This window comes from Collinsella tanakaei, from assembly GCF_030373545.1.
In the GTDB taxonomy this organism is placed as follows: domain Bacteria; phylum Actinomycetota; class Coriobacteriia; order Coriobacteriales; family Coriobacteriaceae; genus Collinsella; species Collinsella tanakaei_C.
In genome coordinates this window covers 1-21195 of record NZ_JAUDCO010000006.1, presented here as the reverse complement: position 1 = coordinate 21195, position 21195 = coordinate 1, and the positions used below count along the sequence as shown (strand labels likewise).

The following is a 21195-nucleotide window of genomic DNA, read 5'->3' as shown; positions in this document are numbered from 1 at the left end:
CTTCACGGACCGTTTGGTCTATCATGACAAGCTATCTGTCCATAAACCACTGACGAGGGGAATCAGGAGCATGGAAAAATCCGCTCTCACCTTCCAGGAGATCATCTTGCGCCTCCAGCAGTTCTGGGGCAGCCACGGCTGCGTCATCATGCAGCCCTATGACTCCGAAGTCGGCGCCGGTACGTTCCACACGGCCACGACGCTTCGCAGCCTCGGTCCCAAGCCCTGGCGCACCTGCTACGCGCAGCCCTGCCGCCGTCCCGCAGACGGCCGCTACGGCGAGAACCCCAATCGCATGCAGCACTACTATCAGTTCCAGGTGCTCATCAAGCCGAGCCCGGAAAACTCGCAGGAGCTCTACCTCGATTCCCTCAAGGCTATCGGCATCGACCCTGCTGACCATGATGTCCGTTTCGTCGAGGACGACTGGGAGAGCCCGACGCTCGGCGCCTGGGGCCTGGGCTGGGAAGTGTGGCTCAACGGCATGGAGGTCACGCAGTTCACCTACTTCCAGCAAGTCGGCGGCATCGAAGTCGATCCCGTGCCCGTCGAGATCACCTATGGTCTCGAGCGCCTCGCTATGTACGTGCAGAACGTGACGTCCGTCTACGATCTGGTGTGGAGCTACCTGCCCGACGGCACGGCCATGACCTATGGCGACGTGTTCCTCGAGAACGAGCGCGAGTTCAGTGCGTATAACTTCGAGGTCGCCAACGTCGAGATGATGCGCCAGAAGTTCGATGACTACGAGCGCGAGTGCCATTCCTGTCTCGATGCCGGTCTTCCGCTTCCCGCCTACGACTGCGTCATGAAATGCAGCCACGCCTTCAACATCCTCGACGCGCGCGGCGCCCTGTCCGCCGTCGAGCGCGCCAACTACATCCTGCGCGTCCGCACCGTCGCCAAGGCCTGCTGCGAGGCCTATATGGCCGAGGTCGCCGGCGCCGACGATTCGCATGGGGAGGTCGCCTAACATGGCCGAGATTCGTGACTTTCTGTTTGAGATCGGCACCGAGGAGATGCCGTCTGCGCCCCTCATGAACGCCGTGAAGCAGCTGCCCCGACTGGTCGCCGACGGACTCGATGCCGCCGGGCTCGCACACGGCGAGATCCGTGTGATCTCGACCCCGCGTCGTCTGGCCGTCCTGTCGAGCGTGGCGACCGAGACCGAGGCGATTCATGACGTCAAGCGCGGCCCCGCTGCCAATATCGCCTTCGACGCCGACGGCAACCCCACGAAAGCTGCTTGCGGCTTCGCGCGCAAGTGCGGCGTCGCCGCCGCTGAGCTCATCCGCCGCGAAGATTCCGACGGCCGCGAGTATGTGTTCGCCGAGAAGGACATTCCCGCCGCGCCTGCCATGCCGCTGCTCTCCAAGCTCTTCCACGATGTGATCGCCAATCTTGAATGGCCCAATTACCGCAGCCAGCGCTGGGGCACCTCTCACGATACGTTCGTGCGCCCGATCCGTTGGATCTGCGCCCTGCTGGGCTCTGAGGTCGTTCCCGTCAGCTACGCCGACGTCACGAGCGGCAACACCACCCGCGGCCACCGCGTGCTCGGCCCCGGTGAGCATGTCGTTGCCGAGCCCGCTGCCTATGAGCAGGTACTCGAAGACGCCGGCGTCCTATCCGAGGAGCGCCGCCGTCAGGTGATCGCCGACGGCATCGCTCAGATCGAGGCAGAGCGCTCCGGCGCGCATGTCGACACGCCGCGCAAGGTCCTCGACGAGGTCGTGAACCTCTGTGAGTGGCCGACCGTGCTGGTGGGTACCTTCGATGAGGAGTTCCTCCACGTTCCGCACGAGATCATCTGCGAATCGATGCTCTCCAACCAGCGTTATTTCCCGATTTACGACGCTTCCGGCGCCCTGACCCGCGAGTTCGTCGTCGTCGGTAACGGTCGCCCCGACAACGCCGCCGTCATTATCGACGGCAACGAGCGCGTCGTGCGCGCACGCCTCTACGACGCGAAGTTCTTCTATGACGAGGATCTCAAGGTGTCGCTCGAGGACTTCCGTGCGCGCCTGGCCGACGTCGCCTTCCAGGAGAAGCTCGGCAGCGTGTTGCAGAAGTCCGAGCGCATGGAGGATCTTGCCCTTGCCATCGCGTCGGCCGCCCGTATCGGGGCACATGCCGCATCCGATGCGCAGCGCGCCGCCCATCTTGCGAAAGCTGACCTCGTGAGCTCCGCCGTCGTCGAGTTCACGAGCCAGCAGGGCGTCATGGGCGGATACTACGCCAAGGCGGCAGGGGAGAGCGATGCGGTCGCCGACGCCATCCGCGACCACTACCGCCCCCGCTTCGCCGGAGATGAACTGCCCGCCGGCATCGCCGGCTGCGTCGTCGCCGTCGCCGATAAACTCGACACCATCGTCGGCATGTTCGCTATCGATGAGCCGCCCACCGGCTCGAAGGACCCCTTCGCCCTGCGCCGAAGCGCCATCGGCGTCCTGAATATCCTGCGCGAGCGCCTGCACTGCGGCTACGAGGAGCTCGTCGGCCCCGCGCTCGACGCCTACGCTGAGCAGGGCCTTGCCTTCGATAAGGACGCGGTCGCCCAGGCGGTGTGCACCTTCATCAAGGGCCGCATGGAGCAGATGGCGCGCGACGAGAAGATCGCACCCGATACCGTTGCCGCCGTTTCCGCCGGTAGCGTTTCCGCTCCGGTCGACTACTTCGCGCTCGCCCATGCCCTCGAGGACGCGCGCAGAATCGATCCCGAGACCTTCGAGAACTTGGCGACCGCCTATGCACGTGCAAGCCATCTGGCAGATGCCTCTTTGGGCAGCGAGGTCGATGAGGCCCTGATGGGCGATGCCGAGCGCGCGCTTCTGCGTGCGACCGACGACGCGAGCGGCCTTGTTCGCGATGCCCTCGAACATAAGGATTTCCAGCGGCTTATCCTGAGTCTCGCCGCGCTGCGCGAGCCGATCGATCGCTTCTTCGATGACGTCATGGTCATGGACGAGGACATGGCCTTGCGCGAGAACCGCCTGCGTCTGCTCAACCGCTTCGAGGCTGTTTTCGCCGACGTCGCCGACATGGGTGCGCTCGCTAAGAAGTAACCGACGTGGGGTTTCGTGGACGTCCTTCGAAATCCCACGTTTTTCCTTGCGCTCCCTTGCGGTTTGCGTATACTTATCACGTTTGTTCAACCCATGTGCCGTCGGACGCGGCACCTCTGGCAAGAGTTAGGATCGAAACATGGACTACATCCGCGCTATCGAGCGCCAGGACATGCGCGAGGACATCCCGCAGGTCCGCGTCGGCGACAACGTCAAGGTTCACTACCGCATCAAGGAGGGTGACCGCGAGCGCATCCAGGTCTTCCAGGGTGACGTCATCCGCATGAGCGGCGGCTCCTCCCGCGAGACCTTCACCGTGCGCAAGCTTTCCTTCGGCATCGGTGTCGAGCGCACCTTCCCGCTTCACAGCCCCAAGATCGCCAAGCTCGAGGTCATCCGTCACGGCCGCGTCCGTCGCGCGAAGCTCTACTACCTGCGCGACAAGATCGGCAAGGCTGCTCGCATTCCCGAGAAGCGCTAAGAAGCCCGCAAGCCATCTTCAGGTTTTCAAAGGCCGCCTCGATACCGAGGTGGCCTTTTTTGCACAAGGAGGCCCTATGGCAAATATGACGAGCTCGCGCTCGGCCGCCCACGTTGCCGCCGAACTCGCAAGCGCTCCGTTCGACCAGGTGCCGTCCCTCATCGAGCGATACCGCGACGACCCGCGCGTTCAGGTGCAGAAGGCCATAGAGCGCGCCGCCAAACGCCTTGATCGCGAACGCGCGGAGCGCGAGCGCGTCGAGGGCATGTACCGCGCGATGTTCGAGCTCGGGGGAGATGGCGTCATCATCGGTGTCGACGAGGTCGGCAGGGGATCGGTCGCCGGCCCGCTGACCGTGTGCGCCGTGTGTCTTCCGCCGGAGCCCCTCATCTGGGGCATCAACGACTCGAAGCAGCTGACGCCTGCGCGCCGCGAAGTGCTCGCGGCTCGTATCGCCGAGGTCGCGACCGCCATTGGCATCTGCCACATTCCGCCCGCGGACATCGATACGCAGGGCATGGCGCACTGCCTGCGCCGGGCTGTCGTCGGCGCCGTCGAAGATTGCGGGATCGAGCCGGACTGCGTGCTCATGGATGGCAATCCGCTCGGGGCCCTTGCCTGCGAACGCGATGTCGTCCATGGGGATGCGACCGTGGCGTGCATCGCCGCCGCCTCCATTGTCGCCAAAGTGACTCGTGATGAGCTTATGGTCGAGCTGGACGCCGAGTGTCCCGGCTATCACTTCGCGCAGTCGAAGGGATATGCGTCTGCCGAGCACATCGCCGCCATCAAAAAGCTTGGGTTGAGCCCTTACCATCGCGTCAGCTTTTGCGGAAACTTCCTGGAGACCGGCCGCCTGTTCTGAATCGCATCCTCACGCCCATGCATGCGATACGCGCTTCGCATGCCCTGCATGCTCCCGTGTTGCATCCTGGTCGGGTTTCGTGCGAATCCCGGTCTGATATGCGTCGGAACAACGTATTCCTGCGGTCAGTTTGGCCCTTCATACTCCTTGCATCCACCGATGAGAGGAGTTTCAGATGGGCAGGAAACGCGACGATAGATTCGATCTGCTGCGGGAGTGCACCGACGATCCCGCCCTGGTAGAAAGTCTGAGCACCAAGGAGATCGGACGGCTCGGCGAGCAGATCGCGCGCGCGTATCTGGAAACGCGCGGATACGTCGTCGAGGCATGCGGCTACCGATGCCGCGAGGGTGAAGCCGACCTCATCGTGCTCGATGCCGACAGCGGCGAATGCGTCCTCGTTGAGGTTAAGACGAGAAGGGCGCCGTCAGATGAGGCCACGTATCCCGAGCTTGCCGTCGATGAGCGAAAACGCGCCCGTTACGCCCGGATAGCAGCCTGCTACGTCCTCGAGCACTTCCCGGTCTTCGCCGTTCGATTCGACATCGTCGCCGTCACGCTCAGGCCAGGTTTCAACGCGGAGATCGAGCACCTCTTCAGCGCCTTCGAATGGGACGGCGACCGATGAGCGGGCCGGTGCGCGGCATGTTCGCCGTCCATGCCGCCTGCATTCGCGGTGTCGAGGCCAGGCCGGTGACCGTCGAGGTCTCCATGACCGGCGGCATCCCCGGCATGTCCATCGTCGGCATGGCCGATTCAGGCGTGCTCGAGGCGCGCGGTCGAATTCGATGCGCCCTGCGTGCCGCAGGTTTTGAGATCCCGCGCAGCAGCATTACCGTCAATCTCGCCCCGGGAGACATGCGCAAGAGCGGGTCGGGATTCGACCTGCCGATCGCCGTGGCCATCCTCGCAGCCTCGCGACAGATACCGCCGGCAGGCCTTGACGATTGCCTCTTCGTAGCAGAGCTTGGTCTTGACGGATGCACCAGCCCCACCTCCGGAGACATCGCATATCAGCTGCTTGCACGCGAGCAGGGTCTGACGCTCGTTTCCGCGCGAGCCGCCACGGATGTGTCAATTACCGGTGTGCAACGGCGCGTACTCGACCATATCGGCTCACTGCGCCTAGGTGTCCTCGAAGCGACATCGCTTCCTCTCATGAGCGAGACCGATCGCAAGCCGATGCACAGCTTGGATTTTGCCGATGTCATCGGGCAGGATGTCGCGAAACGCGGAATGGTCATCGCCGCGACCGGCGAACACGGTCTGTTGATGATCGGTGCGCCGGGAGCCGGCAAATCGATGCTTGCCAAGCGTATGACCTCAATTCTCCCAGCGCTTGACGAGGCGGAGCGCCTTGAGGCCCTCTGCATCCACTCGGTTGCCGATGAGCCGCTCGATGACATCCTCGCGGGGACACGTCCCTTCCGCAGCCCACACCATAGCATTTCGACTGCGGGGCTCATCGGCGGCGGAAAACCCGTGCGACCCGGTGAAATCAGCTTGGCTCACGGTGGGGTGCTTCACCTCGACGAGCTCGGGGAGTTTCCCTCCAGTGTCCTTCAGACGCTCAGACAGCCCATGGAATCTGGAGAGGTGAGAATCGTTCGCGCGGAGGGCGCGTACACGTTTCCCTCGCGCTTCCAGCTGCTGGCGGCAAGCAATCCCTGTCCCTGCGGGCATCTCGGGGATCGAGAAGTGCCCTGTACGTGCACGCCTGCCGCGATCGACCGGTACCGATCCAAGCTCTCGGGGCCCCTTGCCGATCGAATCGATATGACCATCGACGTGCTTCGACCGGACCCGGAGTTGATCGTCAAAGGGGAAGAGGGCATGGATTCGAAATCCATGGCAGCCGACGTCGAGCGGGGACGGGCGTTTCGCCGTTGGCGTAAGGCGCACGACGGCAAGCGTGCGCCCGGAGACGAACGAACCCTCGAGGGAGTGACGGCACCGTACCAGCTTGACGAGGCGGCACGGACCGTTCTGGTGCGCCTTGCCCACGTCGGGGTGCTCTCGGCACGCGGCATCGTCCGGCTGTGCCGCGTGGCGCGCACCATCGCCGATCTTGCGGAGAGCAAACAGGTCAGCGATGCCCATATCCTGGAAGCATCGATGTTTCGCGGGGTGGTGGAGGATGGGAGATAGCTATCCGAGATACGAGCTTGCTCCGGACGATACCCGTTACCCTTCATGCGTGAAGGACCTCGCCTGCGCACCAATGCTCTACGTCATCGGCAACCTTACCGCGCTCTACGGCCGCGCGGCAGCCGTTATCGGTTCCCGCCGGGCTACGCCCTATGGCATGGTGGTTGCCGACATGATAGCCACGGCAGCTGCCGAATCGGGCATCACCGTGGTGTCCGGCGGAGCCAAGGGATGCGATTTCGCTGCCGGAACCGCAGCGATTGATGCGGGCGGCGCCCACGTTATCGTTGCCGGGACAGGAGCGGATGTCATCTATCCGCGTACCTCAGCCGAGCTCTTCGACCGTACGCTTGCGTGCGGCGGTGCGATCGTATCGCTTGAGCGATGGGGGACCGGTCCCAGACGATTCGCGTTTCCCAAGCGAAATCGCATCATCGCCGCGCTCTCCCAGGCGGTCTTCATCGCCGAAGCCGGACTGCCGTCCGGTACGTTTTCCACAGCAGAGGCTGCGCTCGAACTTGGACGCGAGGTGCTTGCCGCACCGGGTGCCATCACGTCTTCGCTCTCTCGCGGGGCCAACCACCTCATTGCCAACGGTGCGGGATGTCTGATCGACGAGGAATCCGTTGAGGTCGCGATATCGAGGATATTCGGCACGCTGCGGTATCAGCGTTTAGCCCCGAATATCAACCCGGCGAGCGATGAATGCTCTCAGGTACTCGACGCGCTTTTTGCGAGCCCCTTGCGCCTGGAGGAGATTGCCGCCATGCTATCGATGAGCCCTATGGACTGTCTTTCCCACTTGAGCAGAATGATGATGCAAGGGGATATCGAACGAATGCCCGACGGCACCTTTACGCCGACCGTGCGCGCCTTTCGTGCGCGATCGGCGATTCTGTCGAGCGGCAAGCACAGCGAAGCGGAGGTATAGGATGTCAGCGATGCAGGCGACCGTTGTCGGCGGCGGCTTGGCGGGATGCGAGTGCGCGTGCCAGCTTGCCGACAGGGGAGTGGACGTCACGCTCTATGAGATGCGGCCGCTCGCGAAATCTCCCGCTCACCATACCGATCACCTCGCAGAGCTCGTGTGCTCCAATTCCTTCAAGTCCACGCGCTATGATTCTGCGGCGGGCCTTCTCAAGGACGAGCTGCTTGCGATGGGGTCCCAGCTCATCCGGTGCGCCAAGCAGGCCGCCGTTCCCGCAGGAGGCGCGCTGGCCGTGGATCGCGACGTGTTCTCACGTCTCGTCGAGCGCAGCATCGCCGAGCGTCCGCGTATCACCGTTGTACGCGAGGAAGTTCGCGAGCTTCCTGTCGGCCATACCGTCATCGCAGCCGGTCCGCTGTGCTCAAAGACGCTGTGCGATGCGCTGCTCGCCCGCGTCGGCGGGGATGCGCTTTCGTTCTTCGACGCCGCCGCGCCCATCGTGGACGCCTCGACGCTCGATATGGATGTCCTGTTCGCCCAGTCGCGCTATGACGACGGGACGGGAGCGGATTATCTCAACGCTCCGCTCAACAAGGAGGAATACGAGGCGTTTATCGAAGCGCTCGTGGGCGCAGACCGCGTCATCCTGAAGGATTTCGAGCGTCGCGAGCTCTTCTCCGCCTGTCAGCCCGCCGAAGAGGTGGCTCGTACCGGCAAAGACGCGATTCGATTCGGCGCGATGAAGCCCGTCGGCCTTACCGACCCCAGAACCGGACGCAGGCCTTGGGCCGCCGTACAGCTGCGTGCCGAGAACGCTGAGCGCACCGCGTACAATCTCGTCGGGTTCCAGACCAATCTCACTTTTGCCGAGCAGAAGCGCGTCTTCCGCATGATTCCCGGCCTTGAGAACGCTGAGTTCTTCCGCTACGGCGTCATGCATCGCAACACGTTCGTCGATTCTCCGCACGTGTTGGACGGGACCTTCCGCATTCCCGATACGCATATCCGCCTCGCCGGACAGATCACCGGCACCGAGGGCTATACCGAGGCTATCGCCTCGGGCCTTCTCGCAGCTCTGAACACCTACGCCGACCTTGCCGGCATCGCGCACGCAACGCTTCCCGTGACCGGCGCCTTCGGTTCGCTGGTCGCCTACGCCACCGATCCCAACACGCAGGGCTACCAGCCCATGCACGTCAACTTTGGGCTTGTGCCGCCCCTGGACGACGGAAAACGCCGCTCCAAGCGCGACCGTTACGGCCTGTATGCCGCACGCGCCATGGACGATCTTTCGCGCTATATCGAATCGCGACCGGATCTGTTTTCCGCGGAGACGCGATGAGCGCCCCTGACGCCGACGCCCTTCCCGCAGACGTCGAGCGGTTTTTGGACTATATAGCCAAGGTCGAAGGCGTTTCCCCCGAGACGGTGCGCGCCTACCGATCGCATCTTTCGGCCTACGTCCGATGGCTCGCACGCCGCGATGCGAGCCTTTCAGGTGTTCGCACGCGCGATATCCGCAGCTATCTCGCCGAGCTCAAAGCCGCGCGCTACGCGCCCAAGACGGTCGCTGCCCATCTGTCCTCAATACGGGCGCTCTATCGCTGGCTTCTGCTCGATGAGCGCATCGATTCCGACCCCGCCTGCCCGCTCGCGACGCCCAAGATCCCCAAGAGCCTGCCGCATGTTCTGACCGAGCAGCAGATGGATGCGCTCATGGCAGCCCCGCAGCTCGACTCGCCTGAAGGGGTGCGCGACGCGGCGATGCTCGAGCTCCTGTACGCAACAGGCGCCCGAATCTCCGAGGTAGCGGGACTGACGCTTGATTCGATCGATTGGTCCGGATCGTGCATCCGCCTGTTCGGTAAAGGGTCGAAGGAGCGCATCGTGCCGATCTATCGGCGGGCGGCAGACGCCGTGTCCGGCTACATCAGCCATGCGCGCCCTCAGCTGCTTGCCTGCCGGCGCGACGGCGAGGCGGCGACCACACGGGCGCTGTTCATCTCGACCCGCGGTCGCGCTATGAGCGCGGATGCCCTCCGCCACCGTTTTCGCCTGCTCGCCGCGCGCGCCGGCCTGCCGAGCGACCTTACGCCCCACGCGATGCGCCATACGTTCGCAACCGACCTGTTGAGCGGGGGAGCCGACTTGCGAAGCGTGCAGGAGCTCCTCGGGCACGCGAGCCTTTCGACCACGCAGCTGTACACCCATCTGACTCCCGAGCGGCTCAAAGGGGCGCTCAAGGGGGCCCATCCGCGCGCCTGAGCCCCACAAGCTGCACACAAAGGCGTGCGATCGCTTGGATTTGCCCCTCGGAGCTGCTATCATGCATCAGGTTGCGTCTGGCGCAACCGTATCCATCACACACGCGCGGCTACTCGTCCTGCCGTGGTGCCCGGCTTCCAGGTAGCTTTTGGCCGGGTGGCGAACGAGGTTAGACGCCTGCGCGGAGGCGAACCACAGGAGGTATCAATGGCTACCAAGATCAACATCCGCACCCTTCTCGAGGCCGGCTGCCACTTCGGTCACCAGACCCGTCGCTGGAACCCCAAGATGCGCCCCTACATCTTCGGTGAGCGCAACGGCATCTACATCCTCGACCTCAAGCAGACCATCGTCGAGGCCGACCGCGCCTACACGTTCCTGAAGAACACCTGCGCCCATGGCGGCAAGGTGCTGTTCGTCGGCACCAAGAAGCAGGCCCAGGAGGCCGTCAAGGCCGCTGCCGAGCGCGCCAGCATGCCCTACATCAACCAGCGTTGGCTCGGCGGCATGCTCACCAACTTCGTGACCATCCGCTCCCGTATGAACCGCATGGAGGAGCTCGAGGGCATGGTCGCCGACGGTTCCATGGCCCTGCGCGGCAAGAAGGAGCAGGCCGTTCTCGGCAAGGAGCTCGCCAAGCTCCAGACCAACCTCGGCGGTGCCCGTGACATGAAGTCGCTGCCCGCGGCCCTCTTCGTCATCGACACCAAGCGCGAGGAGAACGCCATCAAGGAGGCCAAGCGCCTGCACATCCCGGTCGTCGCCCTCATCGACACCAACTCCGATCCCGACGACGTCGACTACGGCATCCCCTGCAACGACGACGCCATCTCCGCTGTCTCCCTCATGTGCGAGCTGTTCGCCGACGCCTGCCTCGCGGGCTCCGGCAAGGAGCAGATCTCCGAGGCCGAGATGGCCGGCGCCGCCGAGCCCGCCGCTGAGGAGGCCCCGGCTGCCGAGGCTGCCACCGAGGCCGCTGCCGAGTAAGCAATCTATACGCCAATCGTTCGTTCATCATTGAGTTCGAAAGGAACCAGCATGGCTCAGATCACCGCCGCTATGGTCAAGCAGCTCCGCGAGATGACCGACTCCCCGATGATGGAGTGCAAGAAGGCTCTCGTCGAGGCCGAGGGCGATATGGACGCCGCCGTCGACATCCTTCGTAAGAACGGCATCGCGAAGGCCGCCAAGAAGGCCGGTCGTGCCACCAACGAGGGTGCCGTCGCCGCCTACATCGCCGAGAACGGCTGCGCAGGCGCGCTCGCCGAGGTCGCCTGCGAGACCGACTTCGTCAGCTCCAACCCCAAGTTCACCGGCTTCGTCGCCAAGATCGCTCAGGTCGTCTGCGAGACCGAGCCCGCTGACGTCGACGCGCTGCTCGCCACCGACATGGGCGGCGAGACCGTGAACGAGGCCCTCACCGAGATGATCCACGTCATCGGCGAGAACATGAAGCTCACCCGCTTCGCCATCCGTAAGCCCGCCGCCGGCGCTGTCGCCAGCTATATCCACATGGGCGGCAAGATCGGCGCCCTCGTCGAGTTCGGCTTCGATAAGCCCGAGACCGCCGCAAGCGACGCCTTCAAGACCTTCGCTCACGATGTCGCGATGCAGGTCGCTGCCACCGCACCTATCAGCGCTGTGCGCGAGGATGTGCCCGCCGAGACGATCGATCACGAGATCGCCATCTACAAGGCGCAGGCTGCCGAGTCCGGCAAGCCCGAGGCCATCCAGGAGAAGATGGCCCTCGGCCGTCTGGAGAAGTTCTTCAAGGGCTTCGTCCTGAACGAGCAGGAGTTCATCAAGGACCCCAGCATCACCATCAAGCAGTACGCCGAGAAGGTCTCCAAGGAGGTCGGCGACACCGTTCGCGTCGTCGCCTTCGACCGTCTGGTCAGCGGCGAGTCCGCTAACTAGCGCGCATTCGCGATGCCTACCGAGCAGGCTGTGGGTTTCGACCTATGGCCTGCTTTTTTATGGGTCGACCACGCAAGTACGCTAGAATGTCTGAGATATACCTAGATAAGGAGGACACTGTGTCTGAGTACCTCTACAGCCGCGCGCTGCTCAAGCTGTCCGGTGAGGCCCTGATGGGGGAGGGTCGCTATGGCATCGACCCTCAGGTCACCGAGCGTCTCGCCACCCAGATCAAGCAGCTGCACGACGATGGCGTCGAGATCGGCATCGTCGTGGGCGGCGGCAATATCTTCCGCGGTCTCGCGGGCTCGGCAAAGGGCATGGACCGCGCGCAGGCCGACTACATGGGCATGCTCGCGACGGTCATGAACGCGCTTGCGCTGCAGGACGCCTTCGAGCGCGTCGGCGCATCGTGTCGCGTCATGAGCGCGATCCAGATGAACGAGGTCTGCGAGCCCTACATCCGCCGTCGCGCCATCAACCACCTCGAGAAGGGCGATATCGTCATCTTCGCCGCCGGCTCGGGCAACCCCTACTTCACCACCGACACCGCCGCCGCGCTGCGCGCCTGCGAGATCGGCGCCGACTGCCTGCTCAAGGCGACGAAGGTCGACGGCATCTACGATAAGGACCCGGTTTCCAACGACGATGCCGTGCGTTTCGAGCGCATCACGCACCACGAGGTCCTCGTGCGCGGTCTGCAGGTCATGGACTCCACCGCTGCGGCCCTGTGCCAGGATAACCACATGCCCATCATCGTCCTCAACATCGAGGGCGAGGACAACATCAAGCGCGCCCTCAAGGGCGAGCCCGTCGGTACCGTCGTCGTACAGGAGGATTAGCAATGGCCGATATCACTGCGCAGATGGACAAGACCATCGAGAACCTGAAGCATAATTTCGCCAAGGTCCGCACCGGGCGCGCCAACGCCAACGTCCTCGCGGACATCACCGTCGACTACTACGGCGTCGCCACCCCCATCACCCAGGTGGCGGCCGTCAAGGCTCCCGAAGCCCACATGCTCATGGTCGAGCCGTGGGACAAGGCACTGCTCAACGCCATCGTGAAGGCGATCTCCGCCTCAGACCTAGGCATCACGCCCTCCTCTGACGGCACCGTCATCCGCCTTCCGTTCCCGGCGCCGACCGAGGAGCGCCGCCGCGAGCTCGTCAAGGAGTGCCGTGAGCTTGCCGAGCAGGCCAAGGTGGCTATCCGCAACATCCGTCGCGATGCGAACAACAAGCTCGACCGCGACGAGGACCTGACCGAGGACGATGTCCGTCGCGAGCAGGCCAAGGTCCAGAAGCACACCGACACCTACGTCGCGAAGATCGACGAGCTGCTCAAGGTTAAAGAAGCCGAGGTCATGGAGATCTAACGTGCTGGTAGACGAAGCAAAGCGAGCGGAGTACTTCAGCGATCACCCGTCCGACGTAACGCTCGACATGGTGGATATGGCGCGCATCCCGCGCCATATCTCCTGCATCATGGATGGCAACGGCCGATGGGCCACCTCCCGCGGCCTCGCTCGCACCGAGGGCCACAAGGCCGGTATCGTCTCGCTTCGCGAGATCATCACCGCCTGCGTGCGCCTCGGTGTCGATGTGCTGTCGGCGTATGCGTTTTCCACTGAGAACTGGAATCGCCCCAAGCATGAGGTCAACGTTCTCATGCATCTGTTCGCCAAGACCTTTATCGACGAGCTGCCGCTGCTCAAGCGCGAGAACGTTCGCGTCGTCTTCCTCGGCGACATCTCCGCGCTTCCCGAGCGTACGCGCCAGGTCTTCGAATACGGCCTGACCGAATGCAGCGAGCACACGGGAATGGTCCTTGCGCTCGCCGTCAACTACGGTGGACGTGCAGAGCTCGTCCGCGCCGCGCGCGAGCTTGCACAAGAGGCAGCTGCCGGTACGCTCGATCCCGACCGCATCGACGAGGACACCGTCGCGTCACACCTGTATACCGCTGGCCTTCCTGACCCGGAGTTGGTCATCCGCACGTCCGGTGAGCTTCGCGTATCCAATTATCTGCTGTGGCAGATCGCCTATGCGGAGTTCTACATCACCGATACGTATTGGCCTGATTTCGACCGATGGGAGCTGATTCGCGCCATCCTTGCCTTCCAGGGCAGGAATCGGCGTTTCGGAGGTCTGAACACCGCCTCGTGACCGAATCTTTCCTATCCTGAGGAGCATTTTGTTGGAACAACGTCGTCAAGACACATCGCGTCCCCGTCGTGACTCGGGGACAGGAAGCGCACAGGAATCGAAGCGACAGCCGAGCGGTCTTGTCGTAAGAACCGCCTTCGGCCTCATCTACGCTGCGCTGTTCATCGGCTGTCTTATTGCAGGAACGCTTCCGACCGCCCTGTTCGTCGCCGCCATGAGCTGGCTGTGCTGTTTCGAGTTCTTCCGCATGATGCGGCTTGACGGCAAGGTTCCCAACGAACTGCTCGGCCTTGCCGCGGCGGTTCTTTTCCCGCTTTCCGCTCTCGTCGATCCGTTGTGGCTCTCCGCCCTGCTGTTCGTGCTCGTGCTCTCGCTCGGCCTTTGGTACGTCTTTTTTCCGCGGACGCGCCTGGCCGATGTCGCCATCACCGCGTTCGGCGCGATGTACACCGGCTTCATGTTGTCGGCCATCGTGCTGCTGCGCGATTCGGTTGCCGGCTTTCCCGGCGCGCTGCTCTCGGTTGGGGTGTGCGCTTCGCTTTGGGCGAGCGATTCGTTCGCCTACCTCGTGGGCAGCAAATTCGGCAAACATAAGATGGTCCCCAAGATCTCCCCTCATAAGAGCTGGGAGGGCTTCGCAGGCGGTCTTGCCGGCTCCGTTGTCATCTGGCTTATCCTATGGGCCACGGGGCTGTATGGATTCGACCTCGTCTTCGCCGTTGCTACCGGTCTTGCGGTATCCGTCCTCGGCGTGTTTGGCGACCTGATCGAGTCTCGCATCAAGCGCGGCGTCGGGGTCAAGGATTCCGGCAATCTCATCCCGGGGCACGGCGGGATGCTCGACCGCTCTGATTCCCTTATCTTCGGTTGTATCACCGCCTATCTCATCCTCAAGATCGGGGGCGTCATCTAATGGAGCTCGCTGATACCGCGTTGAACCAACACGCCGCGCGCCTTCGCGTGGCGATTCTCGGCTGCACCGGATCGATTGGCACGCAAGCGCTTGACGTATGCCGTCAGCACGCCGATCGATTGCAGGTCGTGGCCTGTTCTGCTCACAGCCGCACCGAGGATCTCGTTCGCTTTGCCCGCGAGTTCTCGCTGAAACGCGTCGCCGTCACCGACCCCGCTCATGCTGACGACCCGATTCTTGCCGAGCTCCCCGACGGATGCGCCTTCTATACGGGTCCTGACGCTGCGCTGTCGATCTGCCTGGAGGACGATGTCGACTGCGTCCTCGTCGCCATCGTCGGAGCCGCGGGTCTAGCCGCGAGCGCGGCGGTCCTCTCATCCGGCAAGCGACTCGCCCTCGCGAACAAGGAGTCCTTGGTCGTCGGCGGCGATCTACTCATGCCGCTCGCGCGTAAAGACCAGCTGATCCCGGTCGATTCTGAGCACTCTGCGATATTCCAGTGCTATCTGGGCGAAGACCCTCGTCGCGCCCATGCGATCTGGCTTACCTGCTCGGGTGGCCCGTTCTATGGATACACGCGCGATCAGCTCTCCCATGTGACGGTCGCCGACGCGCTCGCACATCCCACCTGGAACATGGGCGCCAAAATCACCATCGACTCCGCCACCCTCATGAACAAGGGCCTCGAGCGTATCGAGGCGATGCACCTGTTCGCCGTCGATATGGATTTCATCCAGGTCGTCATTCAGCGTCAGTCTAAAATTCACTCCATGGTGGAATACGATGACGGATCGGTCATCGCCCATCTGGGAGCCTCGGATATGCGCATTCCCATCCAGTTCGCCTTCTCGTATCCCGATCGCTGGCAGACGCCTGCGCCCCGCGTGGACTTCCGCACCATCGGGTCGTTGGACTTCGCTGAAGCGGATGCCGACACGTTCCGCTGCCTTGCTTTAGCCGAGCAGGCGGGCAGAAGGGGAGGGACGCTTCCGTGCGTCCTGAACGCCGCCAACGAGGTCGCGGTCGCCGCGTTCCTCGCCGGATCGTGCTCCTTCACCGATATCGACACCGTCGTTGCCGCCTGCATGGATGCCCATGACGTCCAGCCGGTCCAAACCCTCGAGCAGCTTTCCGATGTCGACGCGTGGGCTCGCGCATACGCGCGATCCGTGCTGTCCGCACGTCGCTGACGGTTACGTTCGGAACGCACGATGATTGACATCTTTGGAATCATCAGCACGGTCTTTTGGGGACTGCTGACCATATCATTACTCGTGTTCGTCCACGAAGGCGGACACTATCTCGCCGCCCGCGCATGCGGAGTGCGCGTGACCGAGTTCTTTTTAGGGCTGCCCTGCCGCTATCGCCTTGCGCACACCTCGCGGCGCTCAGGTACGACGTTCGGCGTGACGCCCCTTCTGCTCGGCGGATACGCCGCCGTCGCCGGCATGGATGACACGAACGCTCCCTGTGCGCCCGCCGTGCTCGCCGCCGTGCACCGCCGTGGCGTCGCCACGGTGCGCGAGCTTGCAGAAGAGCTCTCGTGCGACGTGGAGGAAGTCGAAGACGCCTGCATCCAGCTGCTGGGTTGGGGCTCGATCGCCCCGCGCTACCTTGATGGGGACGGCCCGCGCGGCTCCTATTATCCGAGCTGCTATGCATCCGTGCCCCGCGACACCCATGGCAAGACGGTGTTTGACGGCCGCTCGTTCGATCTCCTTCACGCCACAGCGGAAGGGGAGCCCTGGTCGCCTCCGATGAGCGATGCCGATTTCTTTGAGCAGGAGCGTCTCCGTACCTATAGCGGCATCGGGTTTCCTCGGCGCGCCCTCATCCTTGTCGCCGGCATTCTGGTGAATATCATCGTTGCCATCGTGCTCATCATGAGCGTGTATTCCATTATCGGGGTGGATGTCGCCATCGATACCAACCAGATCGGCTCTGTCGAGCAGGGCTCGCCGGCTTGGGAGGCCGGCATCCGCGCCGACGACCGAATCGTCACCATCGACGACATCGAGGTCGACTCCTGGAGCGCGATCGTCGACACGCTGTCCTCTGTGGAGTCCGATCGACTCTCCATAACCTACGAACGCGACGGCTCGACCCATGACGTCACGCTCGAGCGCGCATCCGATGGGCTCATCGGCATCGGAATCCGCTATGAGCGCTATCGGCTCGACCCGATCACCTCGTTCCAGGTAACCCTCGACTACATCGCCCAGACGGCGCAGGGTGTCGCCCAGCTGCTCATTCCGACGCGCACGATGGAGGTCCTCGACAGCTCGACATCCATCGTCGGCATATCGGTCATGTCCGCGCAGGCCGCGGCAAGCGGTCCGAGCATCTATCTCACCTTTGCGGGCCTGATTTCGCTGTCGCTTGGCTTCATGAACCTGCTGCCCATCCCTCCGCTTGACGGAGGAAAGCTGCTCATTGAGGCAATCGGCGCGCTGGCGCATAAGCCTGTGCCCCGTCGCATCCAAACCTTCGTCTCGTACGCGGGAATCGCCCTGTTCCTAGCTCTGTTCTTCTACATGCTTCACCTCGATATCCTGCGCTTCCTATAACGTCCAGAGAAAGGCTCCACCATGAGCGAGCAGCTGTTGCCCCGTGATCGCACGCGTCCCGTCTCGGTCGGCGGCGTAACCATTGGCGGCGGTGCGCCGGTGGTCGTGCAATCCATGACCTGCACCGATACCGCTGACGCTGAAGCCACGCTCAAGCAGGTTCGCCAGCTTGCCCAAGCCGGATGCGATATCGTTCGCGTCACCCTGCCGCGTGCCGAGGCATGCGACAGTTTTCGCACCATCTGCGCGCAAAGCCCTGTCCCCATCGTCGCCGACATCCATTTTGACTATCGGCTCGCCATCGCAGCCGTCGAGGCGGGGGCGGCGAAGCTGCGCATCAATCCCGGCAACATCGGCTCTTGGGAGCGCGTCGACGCCGTGATCGACGCGGCGGGCGAGGCTGGAGCCGCCATCCGCATCGGCGTCAACGCCGGCTCGCTCGAATCCGACATCGCCGAGCGCTCCGAGCTCACGTTGCCCGAAAAGCTCGTCATGTCGTCACTTAAGTTCGTCGAGCATTTCGAGGCGCGCGGATTCACCGACATCGTTCTTTCGGCGAAAGCCCATAGCGTCCCCACGACCATCGAGACCTACCGCGCGCTCTCGCGGGAGCTCCCGCACGTCCCGCTTCACCTCGGCGTCACCGAGGCCGGTACCCTCCGCCAGGGCACCATCAAGAGCTCCGTGGGACTTGGCGTCCTGCTCGCCGAGGGCATCGGCGACACCCTGCGCGTGTCGCTCACCGCGGATCCCACCGAGGAACCGCCCGTGGCCTGGGGCATCCTCGAGTGCCTGGGGATCCGTCGGCGCGGGCCCGAGCTCGTGAGCTGTCCCACATGCGGCCGCACGCAGGTCGACCTCATCCCGATCGCCCAGGAGGTCGAGAGGCGCCTGCTGTCGGCAACCAAGCCCATCACGGTCGCCGTGATGGGATGCGTCGTCAACGGCCCGGGCGAGGCGTCCGACGCCGACGTGGGCGTTGCCTGCGGCAAGGGGAGTGCACTGCTGTTCCGTCACGGCGAGGTCGTCCGCAAGATCGCCGAGGCCGACATCGTCGACGAGCTCATGGCCGAGATCGACCGGCTGTGAAGTCGAAGTGACCCCGCAGGCCCCATCGCATGCACGCCGTGTATGCGGTACCATGCTGCAGATATGCAAGTACGTCCACATGAGGAGAGAGCAACCGTGACTGCACACACCCGCGTCATGAAGATGTCCGCGCTCTACGCGCCCACCCTGAAAGAGGACCCCGCCGAGGCGGAGCTCGCGAGCCATCGCCTGCTGCTGCGCGCCGGCATGATCCGCAAGCAGGCGGCGGGCCTGTACTCCTACCTGCCGCTCGCCTGGCGCTCCCTCAAGAAGATCGAGGCCATCGTGCGCGACGAGATGGATTCAGCCGGCGCCCAAGAGCTCCTCATGCCGATCCTGACCGACGCTGAGCTCTGGCGCGAGAGCGGCCGCTGGAACGCCTACGGCCCCGAGCTCATGCGCGTCACCGACCGCCACGAGCGCGAGTTCGCCCTCGGCCCCACACACGAGGAGACGGTCACCGATCTGATCACCAACGAGCTGCGCAGCTACAAGCAGCTTCCCGTGAACCTCTACCAGATCCAGGACAAGTTCCGCGATGAGATGCGTCCCCGCTTCGGCCTCATGCGCGGCCGCGAGTTCATCATGAAGGACGGCTACTCGTTCTCCGCCACGCAGGAGTCGCTGCAGGAGATCTACGACGACATGAAGCAGGCCTACGCCAACATTTGCGAGCGCTGCGGCCTGCACGCCCTGCCGGTCGTGGCCGACTCCGGCCAGATCGGCGGCGACACCTCCGTCGAGTTCATGGCGCTCGCCGACGCCGGCGAGGCAGCGCTCGTCTACTGCGACGAGTGCGGTTTCGCAGCCGACGAGGAGGCCGCCACGACCAAGATCGAGGTCACCGAGGGCCCCGGTGATGGCACGCTCACCAAGGTCCATACGCCGGGCCTCGGCACCATCGAGGCGGTCGCCGCGTTCTTCGGCTTCCCCGAGAACGGCACGCGCAAGTCGCTCGCGCTCATCGCCGAGGACGGCACGCCGGTCGTCGCCATCGTTCCGGGCAACCACGAGCTGAACGACTGCAAGGCCGAGCACCTCTTCGGTGCCTACCACCTCATGACCGACGAGGAGCTCGTCGCCCATGGCCTGCACAAGGGCTTCATCGGGCCGGTGAACCTGCCCGAGGGCATCCGCCTGGTGGTCGACGAGAACCTCCGCGACTCCAAGAAGTGGGCCTGCGGCGCCAACGAGGTCGACTACCACTACACCGGCGCCTGCCCGGATCGCGACTTCACCGTCGACGAGTGGGCCGACCTCGTGACGGTCAAGGCCGGCGACCCCTGCCCGCACTGCGGCCGTCCCCTCGAGGGTGCGCGCGGTATCGAGGTCAGCCAGGTGTTCCAGCTCGGCACGAAGTACTCCGAGGCCATGGGTGCCACCTTCGCCGACGAGAACGGTGAGGAAAAGCCCTTCCTCATGGGCTGCTACGGCGTGGGCATCTCCCGTACGCTCGCCGCGGTCGTGGAGCAGCACAACGACGAGAACGGCATCATCTGGCCGGTCTCCATCGCGCCCTACGAGGTCTCGGTGATCGCGCTCGACAAGAAGGGCGAGGCATTCGATGCGGCAGCCCAGCTTGCCGACGATCTTGCCGCCGCCGGTATCGAGGTTGTGTTCGACGACCGTGCCGAGCGGCCGGGCGTGAAGTTCGCCGACAACGACCTCATGGGCTTCCCGTACCAGCTCATCGTGGGCAAGCGCGGCCTCAAGAACGGCACCGTCGAGATGAAGGTGCGCGAGACCGGCGAGCGCGAGGATATCGCGCTCGATGAAGTCATCCAGCGGTTGACGGATGCCGTCGTTTCCGCCCGAAGCTGATTGGTTCAGTTGACTTCGGGTAGACAATTGTAAAGGCTCGGTCAGGGGAGGGTCCGCGCATCAGGAGCGGACCCTCCTTGCCGTATTATGACTTGCAGCGCAAGCAAGTCCGGAGGGATGCAGACGCCTCATGCGCGTACTCGATTTCGACAATACGATCTACGACGGCGAGAGCCCTCTGGATTTCTACCTGTTCTCACTGAGGTATCGTCCGAGCAATATCAAATACATTCTGCCTGTTATATTCCATCTGATCCGGTATAACCTCTCACGGACCTCACGAGAGGATGTAGAGCGAGCCATCAACCGCCATATTCACGCGTATCTGTCTTCGTTTGACGACATTCCGGCAATGGTCAGAGCATTTTGGGACACCCATATCCACAAGATCCGTTCATGGTACACGCCGCGTCCTGACGACGTCATCATGACCGCCTCGTTTAACTACACGATGGACGAAGTCGTCAAGCGTCTGGGCATCCGATGCTGCATCTGCTCGACCATCGACTACGAGACCCTGGACCTGATTCATCTGAACTTCGGCGACAACAAGGTCAAGTCGTTCAAAGAAGCCTTCGGCGACGACGCGGTACCCGACGAGTTCTATACCGACAACCTCGTCGACCTGCCGATGCTCAAGCTCGCGCGCAAAGCGTATCTGGTGAAGGGAAACACCGTCACGCCCTTTGATCCGAAAGAGGCGCGCGAGCGCACAGGCACAAGATAATAAAAACGCCGCCCAAATTGCGGAGCGGCGAAGATGACTGGTGGGCCCAGCAGGATTCGAACCTGCAACCCAGGGATTATGAGTCCCCTGCGCTAACCGTTGCGCCATGAGCCCGTATAAAAAGAAAGCAGCCTTCGAGAAACCGAAGGCTGCGAAGTCTCTTGGGTGGAGACGAGGGGGATCGAACCCCTGACCTCTTGACTGCCAGTCAAGCGCTCTCCCAGCTGAGCTACGCCCCCAA

20 protein-coding genes and 2 tRNA genes are annotated in these 21195 nt (G+C 63.5%); 20 read left to right on the top strand and 2 right to left on the bottom strand.

The genetic code is table 11. The features are described 5' to 3' along the window. The first annotated feature begins 70 nt into the window (after positions 1 to 70). The 20 genes from QUW00_RS06365 (at position 71) to QUW00_RS06270 (ending at position 20954) form a co-directional block, all read left to right on the top strand. Positions 71 to 973 (top strand): glycine--tRNA ligase subunit alpha, encoded by a 903-nt coding sequence (locus QUW00_RS06365; protein WP_289613548.1) that lies wholly within the window; start codon positions 71 to 73, stop codon positions 971 to 973. A gap of 1 nt (position 974) precedes the next feature. Continuing rightward, positions 975 to 3065: a glycine--tRNA ligase subunit beta gene (gene glyS, locus QUW00_RS06360; protein WP_289613547.1), complete on the top strand. Its 2091-nt coding sequence runs from the start codon at positions 975 to 977 to the stop codon at positions 3063 to 3065. Between the two features lie 139 nt (positions 3066 to 3204). Continuing rightward, positions 3205 to 3546, top strand: coding sequence for a 50S ribosomal protein L19 (gene rplS / locus QUW00_RS06355; protein ID WP_289613546.1), 342 nt, complete (start codon positions 3205 to 3207; stop codon positions 3544 to 3546). A 76-nt stretch (positions 3547 to 3622) separates the two neighbouring features. Further along, positions 3623 to 4411 carry a ribonuclease HII gene (locus QUW00_RS06350; protein ID WP_289613545.1) on the top strand — a complete coding sequence of 263 codons (789 nt, stop codon included), beginning with the start codon at positions 3623 to 3625 and terminating at the stop codon, positions 4409 to 4411. A 175-nt stretch (positions 4412 to 4586) separates the two neighbouring features. Then, positions 4587 to 5039 carry a YraN family protein gene (locus tag QUW00_RS06345; RefSeq protein ID WP_289613544.1) on the top strand — a complete coding sequence of 151 codons (453 nt, stop codon included), beginning with the start codon at positions 4587 to 4589 and terminating at the stop codon, positions 5037 to 5039. Continuing rightward, positions 5036 to 6559, top strand: coding sequence for a YifB family Mg chelatase-like AAA ATPase (locus tag QUW00_RS06340; protein WP_289613543.1), 1524 nt, complete (start codon positions 5036 to 5038; stop codon positions 6557 to 6559). The genes QUW00_RS06345 and QUW00_RS06340 overlap by 4 nt, the downstream gene beginning before the upstream one ends. Further along, positions 6549 to 7490 (top strand): DNA-processing protein DprA, encoded by a 942-nt coding sequence (locus tag QUW00_RS06335; protein WP_289613542.1) that lies wholly within the window; start codon positions 6549 to 6551, stop codon positions 7488 to 7490. Before QUW00_RS06340 ends, QUW00_RS06335 begins: the two co-directional genes overlap by 11 nt. Position 7491: 1 nt before the next feature. Then, the gene (gene trmFO / locus QUW00_RS06330; RefSeq protein ID WP_289613541.1) at positions 7492 to 8829 is read left to right on the top strand and encodes a methylenetetrahydrofolate--tRNA-(uracil(54)-C(5))-methyltransferase (FADH(2)-oxidizing) TrmFO; all 1338 of its coding nucleotides are present in this window, start codon (positions 7492 to 7494) and stop codon (positions 8827 to 8829) included. Then, positions 8826 to 9752: a tyrosine recombinase gene (locus tag QUW00_RS06325; protein WP_289613540.1), complete on the top strand. Its 927-nt coding sequence runs from the start codon at positions 8826 to 8828 to the stop codon at positions 9750 to 9752. Before trmFO ends, QUW00_RS06325 begins: the two co-directional genes overlap by 4 nt. A gap of 207 nt (positions 9753 to 9959) precedes the next feature. After that, positions 9960 to 10739 (top strand): 30S ribosomal protein S2, encoded by a 780-nt coding sequence (gene rpsB / locus QUW00_RS06320; protein WP_289613539.1) that lies wholly within the window; start codon positions 9960 to 9962, stop codon positions 10737 to 10739. A gap of 51 nt (positions 10740 to 10790) precedes the next feature. After that, entirely contained in the window at positions 10791 to 11669 is an 879-nt protein-coding gene (gene tsf, locus QUW00_RS06315; protein WP_289613538.1) for a translation elongation factor Ts, read from the top strand. Positions 11670 to 11788: 119 nt separating this feature from the next. After that, positions 11789 to 12511, top strand: a complete 723-nt coding sequence (gene pyrH / locus QUW00_RS06310; protein ID WP_289613537.1) for a UMP kinase — start codon at positions 11789 to 11791, stop codon at positions 12509 to 12511. A 2-nt stretch (positions 12512 to 12513) separates the two neighbouring features. Next, positions 12514 to 13047 (top strand): ribosome recycling factor, encoded by a 534-nt coding sequence (frr, locus tag QUW00_RS06305; protein ID WP_289613536.1) that lies wholly within the window; start codon positions 12514 to 12516, stop codon positions 13045 to 13047. 1 nt (position 13048) lies between these two features. Further along, positions 13049 to 13837 (top strand): isoprenyl transferase, encoded by a 789-nt coding sequence (locus QUW00_RS06300; RefSeq protein ID WP_289613535.1) that lies wholly within the window; start codon positions 13049 to 13051, stop codon positions 13835 to 13837. A gap of 31 nt (positions 13838 to 13868) precedes the next feature. Continuing rightward, complete coding sequence (locus QUW00_RS06295; protein WP_289613534.1) at positions 13869 to 14750, top strand: phosphatidate cytidylyltransferase; 882 nt, start codon at positions 13869 to 13871, stop codon at positions 14748 to 14750. Further along, positions 14750 to 15940 (top strand): 1-deoxy-D-xylulose-5-phosphate reductoisomerase, encoded by a 1191-nt coding sequence (dxr, locus tag QUW00_RS06290; RefSeq protein WP_289613533.1) that lies wholly within the window; start codon positions 14750 to 14752, stop codon positions 15938 to 15940. Before QUW00_RS06295 ends, dxr begins: the two co-directional genes overlap by 1 nt. Before the next feature lie 21 nt (positions 15941 to 15961). Continuing rightward, positions 15962 to 17317, top strand: a complete 1356-nt coding sequence (locus tag QUW00_RS06285) for a M50 family metallopeptidase (protein WP_289613532.1) — start codon at positions 15962 to 15964, stop codon at positions 17315 to 17317. Positions 17318 to 17338: 21 nt separating this feature from the next. Continuing rightward, positions 17339 to 18406, top strand: a complete 1068-nt coding sequence (gene ispG, locus QUW00_RS06280; RefSeq protein ID WP_289613531.1) for a flavodoxin-dependent (E)-4-hydroxy-3-methylbut-2-enyl-diphosphate synthase — start codon at positions 17339 to 17341, stop codon at positions 18404 to 18406. 117 nt (positions 18407 to 18523) lie between these two features. Then, a complete protein-coding gene (locus tag QUW00_RS06275) occupies positions 18524 to 20227 on the top strand; it encodes a proline--tRNA ligase (protein WP_289613674.1) in 1704 nt (567 codons plus the stop codon). 130 nt (positions 20228 to 20357) lie between these two features. Then, positions 20358 to 20954, top strand: a complete 597-nt coding sequence (locus QUW00_RS06270; protein WP_289613530.1) for a haloacid dehalogenase-like hydrolase — start codon at positions 20358 to 20360, stop codon at positions 20952 to 20954. Positions 20955 to 20992: 38 nt separating this feature from the next. On the opposite strand, the gene QUW00_RS06265 is transcribed toward QUW00_RS06270, so the two are convergent. Further along, a tRNA-Ile gene (locus QUW00_RS06265) sits at positions 20993 to 21068 on the bottom strand. A 52-nt stretch (positions 21069 to 21120) separates the two neighbouring features. Next, positions 21121 to 21193, bottom strand: a tRNA-Ala gene (locus QUW00_RS06260). Positions 21194 to 21195: the final 2 nt, after the last annotated feature.